General features: G+C 41.5%; 7 protein-coding genes. All 7 read left to right on the top strand.

Going from position 1 to position 13111, the window contains the following annotated elements; genetic code table 11:
* Positions 1-18: 18 nt before the first annotated feature.
* The 7 genes from ampE to L0B17_RS00615 all read left to right on the top strand — a co-directional run bounded on the left by ampE (position 19) and on the right by L0B17_RS00615 (position 13019).
* Entirely contained in the window at positions 19-870 is an 852-nt protein-coding gene (gene ampE / locus L0B17_RS00645; RefSeq protein ID WP_235086897.1) for a beta-lactamase regulator AmpE, read from the top strand.
* A 205-nt stretch (positions 871-1075) separates the two neighbouring features.
* Entirely contained in the window at positions 1076-1828 is a 753-nt protein-coding gene (gene pdhR / locus L0B17_RS00640; protein ID WP_235086895.1) for a pyruvate dehydrogenase complex transcriptional repressor PdhR, read from the top strand.
* Positions 1829-1934: 106 nt separating this feature from the next.
* On the top strand, positions 1935-4595 hold the full coding sequence (gene aceE, locus L0B17_RS00635; protein ID WP_235086893.1) for a pyruvate dehydrogenase (acetyl-transferring), homodimeric type: 2661 nt from the start codon (positions 1935-1937) through the stop codon (positions 4593-4595).
* 11 nt (positions 4596-4606) lie between these two features.
* Positions 4607-6478: a pyruvate dehydrogenase complex dihydrolipoyllysine-residue acetyltransferase gene (gene aceF, locus L0B17_RS00630; protein WP_235086892.1), complete on the top strand. Its 1872-nt coding sequence runs from the start codon at positions 4607-4609 to the stop codon at positions 6476-6478.
* A gap of 293 nt (positions 6479-6771) precedes the next feature.
* A complete protein-coding gene (lpdA, locus tag L0B17_RS00625; RefSeq protein ID WP_235086890.1) occupies positions 6772-8202 on the top strand; it encodes a dihydrolipoyl dehydrogenase in 1431 nt (476 codons plus the stop codon).
* A gap of 390 nt (positions 8203-8592) precedes the next feature.
* Complete coding sequence (locus L0B17_RS00620) at positions 8593-11328, top strand: PAS domain-containing protein (RefSeq protein WP_235086889.1); 2736 nt, start codon at positions 8593-8595, stop codon at positions 11326-11328.
* Between the two features lie 8 nt (positions 11329-11336).
* Positions 11337-13019, top strand: a complete 1683-nt coding sequence (locus L0B17_RS00615; RefSeq protein WP_235086888.1) for a sensor domain-containing protein — start codon at positions 11337-11339, stop codon at positions 13017-13019.
* Positions 13020-13111: the final 92 nt, after the last annotated feature.

Genomic DNA, 13111 nt, shown 5'->3' with positions numbered 1-13111 from the left:
ATACCCTAAGGATACAAGATGGCTTTATTTGCACTACTGGTCGCTATTTTAGTCGAGCGACTAAAACTACTTCCAGTAAGTCTACAGTTTGACACCTTGATGTTGCGTTATCACAAACAGTTTTGGGACAAAAAATCATTATCAACCGATTTGGGTGTGGCGATAGCGGTGGTTTTGCCGTCTTTTGTGGTGTTTGCTATTGGGTTGTTAGTGAATGGCTTGGTGTTCGATTTACTGAGTTTATTGCTATGGGTAATCGTAACTTTAGTGTGTTTTAGCCATCAGGATTTGCGCGACATTTTTAAGAAATACGTGCAAGCGGCATGTCGAGGCGATGTACAAGCGTGTTATCGCTACGCCGCTGAGCTTGATTGCAGTGAATGTATTGATGCGGTAGATGAGCGTGATTTGGGCATTAAAGTAGGCCAAAGTGTAGCATGGATTAATTATCGTTATTACGGTGCTGTAGCCTTGTTTCTAGTGTGTTTTGGTCCAGTCGGCGCAGTATTGTATTGTAGCATTCGTTTTTATTATGATTTAAACATTAAACAAAGCTTATCTTTACCGCTAATTGATCACCTGCAGCGATTATTTGATTGGTTGCCTAGCAGAATATTCAGTTTTGGATATGTATTAAGTGGGCAGTTTTCTCAAGGGCTAACAGCATGGCGAAAACGAGCATTCGATACCCGCTGCAGTGCTAAATTGGTGGTCACTGAAACCGCGTTAGCCGCTGAGTCTTTACCTGAAGCTGGCCCTGCACCTGTTAGCGTACAGCCAACATTAGCCTTATTAGCGCTGAGTAAGCGTAACTTTACCTTGTTGCTGACTTTTGTGTCGGTCTTGACGATATTTGGCATCATTAGTTAGGCTAAATATTATACTTTTCACGCTTTTGTCAAATGGTCTGACCCCTTAACGATTATTTTCGTTTATGCTGCTTAATCTGAGTGTGAAAGTTGTTGGCTAAGCTACAAGCTAGACATCAATAGGATGATTTGATAAAGTGCGCGCTCTCACATAAATTGGTAAGACCAATTTACAATAGGGCTTTTAAGGGAGTTTGAGCGCAATTATGGCTTACAGCAAGATTAACCAGCCAAAAATTTCTGATGTGATCATGGAGCAACTTGAGCGCATGATCCTTGAGGGCAGTTTGCAGCCTGGCCAGAAGTTACCTCCTGAGCGTGAACTTGCGGTTCAGTTTGAAGTGTCGCGTCCTTCATTGCGTGAAGCGATTCAAAAGCTTGAAGCCAAAGGCTTATTAATGCGCCGTCAAGGCGGTGGCACTTATGTTAAAGAACAACTCTGGCAAAGCCTTGCTGACCCTATTGTTGAGTTAATGCATAACGATTCTGAAAGCCAATACGATTTACTTGAATTTCGTCATGCAACTGAAGGCATGATGGCGTATTTTGCTGCGCTGCGCGGCACTGATGCCGACATGCAAAATATTCAGAATAGTATTTTGGACGTAGAAAACGCCCCTAGCATTGAAGAACAGGCTGATGCGATTGTCCGTTTTTATCGCGCCGTAGCTGAAGCATCACATAACGTGGCTATGCTTCATTTAGTATTAAGTTTAACCCCTGTGCTACACAAAAATGTGGCGCAAAATTTGGAACTTCTTAGTCGTTGTGAAGAAGCTTCCACTATGGCAAATGATCATCGCCGAGCATTATTGGCAGCGATTGTGCGTCGAGACCCTGATGCGGCACGTGAAGCGTCGAATGAACATTTAAGCTACATCGAAGAAGTTATGTTGTCTGTAAGAGAAGAAGATAGTCGGTTGCAGCGTAGTTTGCGCCGGTTAAAAAGCGGCGTATAGGTGAGTTAAACAAGACCCAAGCCTGTCGCTAACAAGATTTTTATTATTAACATACACTAAACACTCTCAATGGTGTCTTAGGTATAACGTATAGGAAAAGACTGCAATGTCTGAACATATGCTAAATGATGTTGACCCGCTAGAAACGAATGAGTGGTTGTCTGCTCTTGAATCAGTGGTTCGTGAAGAGGGCGTAGAGCGCGCTCAGTATTTACTCGAGAAAGTGTTAGATAAAGCCCGTTTAGACGGTGTCGATATGGCAACGGGGATTAATACTAACTATATCAACACTATCCCGACGACCCAAGAGCCGGCGTATCCTGGCGATACGACAATTGAACGTCGTATTCGTTCTGTTATTCGTTGGAACGCGATTATGATCGTGTTGCGTGCATCGAAAAAAGATTTGGATCTTGGTGGCCACATGGCCTCTTTCCAGTCGGCAGCATCATTTTACGAAGTGTGTTTTAACCATTTCTTCCGTGCTCCGAACGAAGTCGATGGTGGCGATTTAGTTTATTACCAAGGTCATATTTCTCCTGGTATCTATTCTCGTGCGTTTGTTGAAGGCCGTTTAACTGAAGAACAGTTAGACAACTTCCGTCAAGAAGTCGGTGGTAAAGGTTTACCGTCCTACCCGCATCCAAAGTTAATGCCTGAATTTTGGCAATTCCCTACTGTATCAATGGGTTTAGGCCCAATGTCAGCGATTTATCAAGCACGCTTTTTAAAGTACCTTGATGGTCGAGGCTTAAAGAATACCTCAGCCCAACGTGTTTATGCCTTTTTAGGTGACGGTGAGATGGACGAGCCTGAGTCTCGTGGCGCTATCTCTTTTGCTTCGCGTGAAAAACTCGATAACTTATGCTTTTTAATTAACTGTAACTTACAACGTTTAGACGGCCCTGTAATGGGCAACGGCAGCATTATTCAAGAACTCGAAGGCTTGTTTAGAGGCGCTGGCTGGAACGTGGTTAAAGTGATTTGGGGCAACAACTGGGATTCGCTAATCGCGAAAGATACCAGTGGTAAGTTGCTTCAGTTGATGAACGAAACTGTTGATGGTGATTATCAGACCTTTAAGTCAAAAGATGGTGCTTACGTGCGTGAGCATTTCTTCGGTAAGTATCCTGAAACAGCGGCGTTAGTATCTGATATGACCGATGCGCAAGTCTTTGCACTGAAACGCGGTGGTCATGACTCTTCTAAGCTATATGCCGCGTTTAAAAATGCACAAGACACTAAAGGCAAGCCTACGGTTATTTTAGCTAAAACCGTAAAAGGTTATGGCATGGGTGAAGCTGCAGAAGGTAAAAACATTGCACACGGCGTGAAAAAGATGGACATGACGCACGTATTGCAATTGCGTAATCGTTTAGGTCTTGAAGATCTAATGAGCGATGAGCAAGTGTCTGAGCTGCCATATTTAAAGCTTGAGCCTGGCTCAGCAGAATATGAATATTTGCATGCACGTCGTAAAGCCTTACATGGTTATACGCCACAACGTTTGCCTAATTTCAGTGAGAAATTATCGTTACCGACTGTAGAAGAATTTGGCGCATTGCTTGTTGAGCAAAAGCGTGAAATTTCTACCACAATGTCGTTTGTTCGTGCTTTAAATACTTTACTTAAGCATGAAGGTATTGGTAAAAATATTGTGCCAATTATTGCAGATGAAGCACGTACTTTTGGTATGGAAGGTTTATTCCGCCAAGTGGGTATTTATAACCCTCAAGGCCAAGCTTATACCCCAGAAGACCGCAGTGTAGTGTCTTACTATAAAGAAGCGACATCAGGTCAAGTATTGCAAGAAGGTATTAATGAGTTAGGTGCTATGTCTTCATGGGTTGCTGCGGCAACGTCATACAGCACTAACGATTTACCTATGATCCCATTCTATATCTACTATTCAATGTTTGGTTTCCAACGCGTTGGTGACATGGCTTGGATGGCGGGCGATCAGCAGGCACGTGGTTTCTTATTAGGTGCCACAGCGGGTCGTACCACACTAAATGGTGAAGGTTTACAGCACGAAGATGGCCACAGCCATGTTCAAGCCAGCACGATTCCAAACTGTATTTCTTATGACCCAACATTTGCGTACGAACTTGCAGTGATTTTGCAAGACGGTATTCGCCGTATGTATGGCGATCAAGAGAACGTGTTCTACTATTTAACCTTAATGAATGAAAACTATGCAATGCCAGCAATGCCAGCAGGCTGCGAGGAAGGTATTCGTAAAGGTATTTACAAACTTGAGTCGCATAAAGGTAGCAAAAAAGTTCAATTAATGAGCTCTGGCACCATTATGAATGAAGTGCGTAAAGCAGCACAAATATTGAGTGAAGAATACGATGTTGGATCAGACGTGTTCTCTGTGACGTCGTTTAATGAATTAACGCGTCAAGGCCAAGATGCCGAGCGTTATAACATGTTGCACCCAGAGGCTGAGCCAAAACAAGCGTATATTACCACCATACTGGGTACTGAACCTGCCATTGCAGCAACAGACTATATGAAGAACTACGCAGAACAAGTACGTGCATTTATGCCTTCTGTATCATACAAGGTATTAGGTACTGATGGTTTCGGTCGTTCTGATAGCCGTGAAAACTTACGTCGTCACTTTGAAGTAAATGCTGGTTATGTCGTTGTAGCGGCATTAAGTGAACTCGCAAAACGTGGTGATATTGATAAATCGGTAGTGGTTAAAGCCATTGCGAAATTCAATATCGATGCTGACAAGACAAATCCGCTATACGCGTAAGAGGCAATAACATGACAATCGAAATTAGTGTACCTGACATAGGTGCAGATGAGGTTGAAGTAACTGAGATTCTTGTTAGCGTTGGCGACAAGGTTGAGCTAGAACAGTCACTGATCTCTGTTGAAGGCGATAAAGCCGCAATGGAAGTACCGGCCTCTGAGGCGGGTGTGGTAAAAGAAATTAAAGTCAAAGTCGGTGATAAAGTCGCGACTGGCTCAGCCATTATGATATTCGAGTCGGACTCAGCTGCTGAGGTTAAATCTGCCCCAGCCGCTGCTCCTGCTGCGGAAGCTCCTTCAGCCGCAGCATTGAAAGAAGTTCATGTGCCTGATATTGGTGACGATGAAGTCGAAGTGACCGCTATTTTGGTTAAGCTTGGCGACAGTGTTGCTGAAGATCAATCGCTGCTGAGTGTTGAAGGCGATAAAGCCGCGATGGAAGTGCCTGCACCTTTTGCGGGTGTGCTTAAAGAAATTAAAGTCGCTGTGGGTGACAAGGTTTCTACTGGATCATTTGTCATGGTATTTGAGGTTGCAGGCTCTGCTGCACCATCTGCCACTTCAGCCGCTCCAGCCCAAGTTGCGGCTCCTGCGGTTTCTTCTGCGCCATCGGTACAAGATATCCACGTACCTGATATTGGCGGTGACGAAGTTGAAGTCACAGAAATCATGGTAAAAGTGGGTGACACTGTTACTGAAGAGCAAGCACTTATTAGTGTTGAGGGTGATAAAGCCGCAATGGAAGTGCCTGCACCCTTTGCCGGTAAAGTAACTGCCATTACTATTAAGCAAGGCGACAAGGTATCAACGGGTTCGTTGATTATGACCTTTGAAGTTGCAGGTAGTGCACCTGTTGCATCAGCACCTGTGACGGCTCCTGTCGCAACTGCAGCACCTGCTGTTACTCAAGCGACCCCTGCAGCAGCTGCGAAAGAAGACTTTGTTGAAAACAATGCTTATGCCCATGCATCACCAGTGATACGCCGTATGGCACGTGAGCTAGGTGTTAACCTAGCAAATGTGAAAGGCACAGGCCGTAAAAATCGCGTAATGAAGGACGATGTTCAAAATTATGTGAAAGCGGCGGTTAAACAAGTTGAGTCAGGCAGTGTGAAATCTGCTGGTGGCGCAGGCGGTGAGTTAAACCTACTTGCATGGCCAAAAGTTGATTTTAGTAAGTTTGGCGAAACAGAAGTGAAGCCATTATCGCGGATTCAAAAAATCTCTGGTGCAAACTTACATCGTAACTGGGTCAAAATTCCACATGTTACTCAGTGGGATGATGCGGATATTACTGAGCTTGAAGACTTCCGTAAGGCACAAAATGCCTTGGAAGCGAAAAAAGATTCAGGCATGAAGATCACGCCATTAGTGTTTATCATGAAAGCAGTCGCTAAAGCACTTGAAGCATTCCCTACGTTTAATTCTTCATTATCAGAAGATGGCGAAAGCTTAATTTTGAAGAAGTATGTCAATATTGGTATTGCGGTTGATACCCCAAATGGTCTTGTGGTGCCTGTGTTCAAAGATGTGAACAAAAAAGGTATCCATGAATTATCTGACGAGCTGAAAGAAGTGTCTAAAAAAGCCCGTGGCGGTAAGCTAACGGCGGCAGATATGCAAGGTGGTTGTTTTACTATCTCAAGTTTAGGTGGCATTGGTGGTACGGCGTTTACGCCGATTGTTAATGCGCCAGAGGTTGCCATTCTGGGTGTGTCTAAGTCAGACTTTAAGCCTGTTTGGAATGGCAAAGAGTTCGTACCACGGTTAATGTTGCCGTTGTCATTGTCGTATGATCATCGAGTTATCGATGGTGCAGATGGTGCGCGATTTATTACTTATCTGAATAGCTGCTTATCAGATATTCGTACTTTAGTGTTGTAACTCATAGGCTGCTTGATGATTCAAGTAGCCTATTTTGTTAGTGGAATGTGTTGTCTTTAAATGGTTGAATCAGTAAAGACTTGATTACACAACGATGGGCACTAAGCCTAAGCCACTAAATTGAAGTAACAATTGGATTAAACGATACTCTGTCATAGAACACAGAATTACTAAAACCTAGGATTGTGATCGTCATCCAACAAAGTGTAAACTGCTGCCAGTTAACATGATGTGATCACAATGATTGTAAAGACGGTATTGCCGCCAACTCAAGCAAAAGAATAGAGGAAAACATGAGTAACGAAATTAAAACTCAGGTAGTTGTATTAGGTGCTGGTCCTGCAGGTTACTCTGCAGCTTTTCGCGCAGCAGATTTAGGTTTAGATACTATTATCGTTGAACGCTTCAGCACCTTAGGTGGTGTGTGTTTAAACGTCGGCTGTATTCCATCTAAAGCATTATTACACGTAGCAAAAGTGATTGAAGAAGCCAAAATGGTTGCTGATCACGGTGTTGTTTTTGGCGAACCTAAAATCGACCTAGACAAATTACGTAGCTTTAAAGAGAAAGTGATTGGCCAGTTAACAGGCGGCTTAGGCGGAATGTCTAAAATGCGTAAAGTTGATGTGGTTAATGGCTTTGGTACATTTACTGGCCCAAACACCTTAGAAGTTAAAGCTGAAGACGGTAGCGTTAAAGTGGTTAACTTTGAGCACGCTATTATTGCAGCGGGTTCTCGCCCAATTAAATTGCCTTTCATTCCGCATGACGACCCACGAATTTGGGATTCGACTGATGCATTAGAATTGAAAGAAGTACCAGGTAAACTGCTTGTTATGGGCGGCGGCATTATTGGCCTAGAAATGGGTACAGTTTACGAGGCTCTTGGCAGTGAAATTGACGTGGTTGAAATGTTCGACCAAGTTATTCCGGCTGCTGACAAAGACATTGTTCGCGTATTCACTAAGCAAATTAAGAAGAAGTTTAACTTAATTCTTGAAACTAAAGTGACCGCTGTTGAAGCAAAAGATGATGGTATCTATGTGACAATGGAAGGTAAAAAAGCACCAACAGAACCTGTTCGTTATGATGCAGTATTAGTGGCGATTGGCCGTGCACCAAATGGTAAGTCATTGGCTGCAGAAAAAGCCGGCGTTAACGTTGATGAGCGTGGCTTTATCAATGTTGATAAACAACTGCGTACTAACGTGCCACACATCTTTGCTATTGGTGATATTGTTGGTCAACCAATGTTAGCGCATAAAGGTGTGCATGAAGGTCATGTGGCTGCTGAAGTTATTTCTGGTCTTAAGCACTTCTTCGACCCGAAAGTTATTCCTTCGATAGCGTATACCAATCCGGAAGTGGCTTGGGTTGGTCTAACAGAGAAAGAAGCGAAAGAGCAAGGTATTGCTTATGAAACTGCGACTTTCCCTTGGGCTGCAAGTGGCCGTGCAATTGCTTCTGATTGCAGTGAAGGTATGACCAAGTTAATTTTTGATAAAGAGACTCATCGTGTTATCGGTGGTGCTGTTGTGGGTGTTAACGGTGGTGAGTTACTAGGTGAAATTGGCCTAGCAATTGAAATGGGCTGTGATGCTGAAGATTTAGCATTAACGATTCACGCTCACCCAACCTTGCATGAATCAGTGGGTCTTGCTGCTGAAATCTATGAAGGTTCAATTACTGATTTACCTAACCCAAAAGCGGTTAAGAAGAAGTAATTATCTAATAATCATTTGTAAAAAGCACCCAACTGGGTGCTTTTTTTGGTCTACACTTATCGCATATTGTTAGCTTCATTTTAATGGTAATTGATATCGTTGAGCCTCTTCAAAACATCAGTTTATTAATTGAGTATTGAGTAGATAAGCAAAACTAAGATTTTCAGCTATATGCTGTACGCAGTGAAATGACTGTTTTATATATCTTTAACAGTCTGTTAGTGTGTACGATTAATATTTTATGTTAAATGATTTTTGAGATTGGAATGGACTTCTAAATCACATAAGCACAAAGACAGTTCATTGGTTATTTTATGAGCCGTGAAACCATATTGGTATAGGAGCATCTCACCTTAAATGTATCGCCTTTACATCCTTATAATAACCATTATGTTGATATCAGTTGCGCCTGTGAAGGGAGACGACTTTATTCAGCGTGTATTTAATACCAAGGATGGTCTTGCTAATAGTACAGTCCGTGACATTAGTTTTGATCGTTACGGATATGCATGGCTTGCTACTGAACAAGGGCTTTACCGTATTAGTAATAACTCAACTAGACGTATGGATAAGGCAGGCAATGACTCTGTATTGAATGATGTCATGTTATATCTGGTGCAATCTGTCGCTGATGAATATGTACTTCTGGCTTCGCGCAGCGCTTTTTATTTATACAGTACTCGCGAGAATCAATTTACGCAGTTATACCATCCTATCCTTCCTGGTGAAGCGCAAAGCAAGGCTAGCCTTCGTATTGTTTCTATTGTAGAAAATCAACTTAACCAGTTCGAAGTACTTGCTGATAATGGCCAGCGCTATTTATTTGATGTAGCCAGCAAGACTCTATTACTTGATCCTAAAGGGCCATTACAGCCTGATATGAATTGGCAGTACCAACTGGTGTTAGACAGCCAAACGAGTATTTATACCTCACATCATAAAGCAGAGTGGCACCTTGCCAACGGTGAAGTGTTTGATCTGGGGTGGAGCAAGGAGCGTGGCTTTATTAAGGGTCTAATACAAGATTCCCAAAAACGTATATGGCTTATTAGTTCTAAGGGATTATTTAAGGTTGATTTAGCGCAAAAAACAATCGCTCCAGTTAATGGAAAATCTTTCTATATTAAAAAAATTGTACAAGACAGTAAAGGCTTGCTCTGGCTCGGTAGCCGCATTGGATTAATCTCATGGAATGTCGATACAGATGAAACTATTAATTATCATGACTCATTAAAAAGTCTTGCCAATATTGATTATGTTCAAGCACTTGCTATTGATAATAATAATCTTTTCTGGATTGGCGGTACTGGAGATGGGCTTGCATTGGCTGCATTGTCTCCTAGTTTTATTGTCGATACGTTTAATAAGTCTCCACCGTATAAACTTAAAAATGAAATGATTTGGTCAATACATCAACAAGATAATACAGTTTGGCTAGGGACTGATGGTGGTTTGGAAGTGGTTGATACGGCGACTAAGCAGTCTGTCAGAGTAGTGCCTGATAGTTTTGAGCTGAATGATAGTATTTATCAAATATCTGACCTTGATACTGATCATATATTGTTATCAACGACAAATGGTTTGTTTGTGGTTAATAAACAGACCCATGTAGCCCGAGACTTTCATCAGTGGAGTGGCGGTACTAAGTCATTGAGGCAAAGTGTCGTTTACATGAGTTATTTTGATCCTGATATACCAAGCCGCATATGGTTTTCAACTAATCAAGGACTTTATTTCTGGCAAGATGGCGCGACAGATATTCAGGCTGTGCCAGTGACAGACTTACAAACCCCGAAAGGTAAAATTCTATTTCGAACTATGAGCCGTGATGCGAGTAATAGATTATGGTTAGGTGGTAGAGATATTTTTGGTTATGTAGATGGTAGCTTCAAATTTACCCCAATTAAAGATGCGTTTTTGCCCTTAGAGATGCAACCCAGTATTACTCATCTTATTGAGGTTAGCCCCAATATATTATGGATTGGTACCGCGCAGAATGGGGTATTTGAATATAATATTGCTACCGCGCAGATGACTAATTTCAATGATAAGTGGCATATTGAATGTAACGTGGTGATGTTTCTGAATGAAACCGAAGATGACTTCTTAATCGGTTGTTCAAGAGCAATCATTAAAGTTAACAAGCAGACTCAACTTCCAGTGTCATTTACCCAACATGATGGGTTTATTTCAGATGAACTTAATGAAGGTGCAGTGCTTTACCAGCCCTCTGTCGGTTTATACATTGGTACGCCTAATGGCGTAATGCTCATTGCGCCTGAGTTATTAGTTAATCGCATCGTTAATAAAGAAGTGTTTCTTGAGTCTGTTTCGATTTATTACGGTGATAAAACGGATTTGTTTTTATTACCAGAACAGCTCAAAACAGTCGAGCCTGGGGCAAGTTTGGTTAGTTTTCAAATATCTAATCTAGACTATCTTGACGAAAGTCCCATGAGCTTAAAATATCGTTTACTGCAACGTGGCCAAAAAAAATCCAGCTTTGTATTGTTGGAGGGTCAGTCCCAAATCAATGTTAGCGGTTTAAGTGCAGGAGAATATACTCTTGAGTTGCATTATAAAAAACATAGCATATGGTCAACGCATCCATTTCAATTTAGTTTCACAGTAGAAGAGTATTGGTGGCAATCTCAGATTTTTAAGGGAATGCTGCTGTTTATTATTCTGTTTTTGGCATTTATTTTATCTTTATATCGTCATCGTCAAGTGATGCGCTTTAAAAAAGTGAATCAGGCATTAATAGAAAGTGATGATAGATTGTCTCAAGCACTTCGTGGCAGTGGCTCCGATTTGTGGGAATGGTGTGACAATAGCAAGATCTTTTCCCTAGAGAATCGTGGTGGTTTACTGGGAGATAAGCCGAATATTTTTTCGAAACTTATCGATATTCCAATTCATCCAGAAGACATGGACCGTGTTACCCAAGCTTGGTACGAGTTGCTAAAGTCTAAAGCAGAGATGATTGATGTGGATTTTCGATATCGTCATGAGTCGAAAGGTTGGCGCTGGCTTAGAGTAAGAGGGCGCGCTATATCCTGGTTAGCTAACGGTCGATTAAGCCGTGCAGCCGGATTTACTCTGATATTACCTTACAGCGTGAATTAGAAAGCGAAGTGAATTTATTAGCTGAAGCTTTTGAAAATACATCTGAAGGTATGCTTATTCTTGATGCTGATAAATGTGTCAAAATTAGTAATCTTGCTGCAAATAAAATTCTGGCTATACGGGGGCCAGAATTATTAGGTAAACAATTCGCTGACTTAGTCTTATCTAGCCAAGAATCGTTAAATGTCGATAAATTGTTTAGCCAGAACACGTTTTGGAGTGGTGAGCGCGAACTATTATGTGCAGATAATCAAACTTGCCCAGTGTGGTTAAATATCTCTAAAATGCTTAATTTTACCGGCGCGGCCCAGCATTATGTGGTGGTGTTTTCTGATATGACTGAGCGAAAACAAAGTGAATTTAAATTACAGCGATTAGCCAATAACGATCCGCTTACAGGCCTTGCAAATCGTACGCAATTTGTCACCTTATTGAATCAAGTAATTGAAAATGCTAGAAGTAGTGATGAAAAGTTAGCGTTAATGTTTTTAGATTTAGATCGCTTTAAATCAGTTAATGATTCCTTTGGGCACAGTATGGGGGATGCATTACTCATTGAGGCCGCAAACCGTCTTCAATCTTGTCTACATGCAGACCATTTGTTATGCCGTTTTGGCGGTGATGAGTTTGTTATTTTATTGCGTGATGTGGATGATATTGATCAAATTAATCGTCTGGCTAGTCAATTATTAGCGCAAATTGAACAGCCATTTAAGCTATGTGGACGTGAGTTTTTTATTTCAACCAGTATAGGAATTAGTTGTTGGCCTGAAGACTGTCAAGATTCAGAAGTGCTGATTAAAAATGCAGACTTAGCCATGTATCATGCTAAAGATGAAGGCCGAGGCAATTTTCAATATTATTCAGCAGAGCGAAACTCTGAAGCTCTTTACCATTTACGCTTAGAATCTGATTTGCGTAAAGCAATAGAACGAGATGAGTTTGAATTGCATTATCAACCTCAAATAGACATTCTGCATAATGACCATTGTATGGGGATGGAGGCGTTAATTCGTTGGAAGCACCCAATGGGTGGTTATATTCGTCCCGACATTTTTATACCCGTAGCTGAATCGTGTGGATTAATCATCGATATTGATACCTGGGTACTTAAGCAAGCTTGTCTTGACGGTGTCCATTGGTATCAACATTATGGTCAAGAATTTAAATTATCAGTCAATGTTTCAGCGGTACAGTTTAGGCAAAGTGGCTTTATTGAGTCAGTTGAAACAGCATTAGCTGAAACGGGCTTTCCGGCAACAAACCTATGTCTTGAAATTACTGAAGGAGTGTTAATGAAAGAGATACATGTTGCTACTCAACATTTATCTCAATTAAAAGTCCTAGGTGTACAAGTGGCGATTGATGACTTTGGTACAGGATATTCATCGTTGGCCTATTTGCGATCGTTTGAGGTTAATACGCTTAAAATTGACCGTTCATTCTTAATTCACATTGCTGAGAATCAGGCTGATCAAGCGATCGTATCGAGTATTATCGAATTGGCACGTAATCTTAAATTACAAGTTGTTGCCGAAGGCGTTGAAACTCAAGAGCAATTAGAGCAAGTATTTAGTCGTGGTTGTTACCTTATCCAAGGTTATTATTTTGCTAAGCCGATGCCTCGATCAGATTTCGATACTTTTATTGGCATTAACATCAAAGAAAAAGCGCTCACTTTTCAGAATTGAATTAGGGGGAGGTAGTGATTCTTTGCTAGAATATTAACGATTTTAATTGTATTTAGGATAACTAAGTTGGTCATTTTTAGGTCAATACTACC

The organism is Shewanella sp. OMA3-2 (assembly GCF_021513195.1).
Taxonomy (GTDB): Bacteria; Pseudomonadota; Gammaproteobacteria; order Enterobacterales; family Shewanellaceae; genus Shewanella.
The sequence above is the reverse complement of the archived record's forward strand: the minus strand, read 5'-3'. Positions and strand labels throughout refer to the sequence as shown.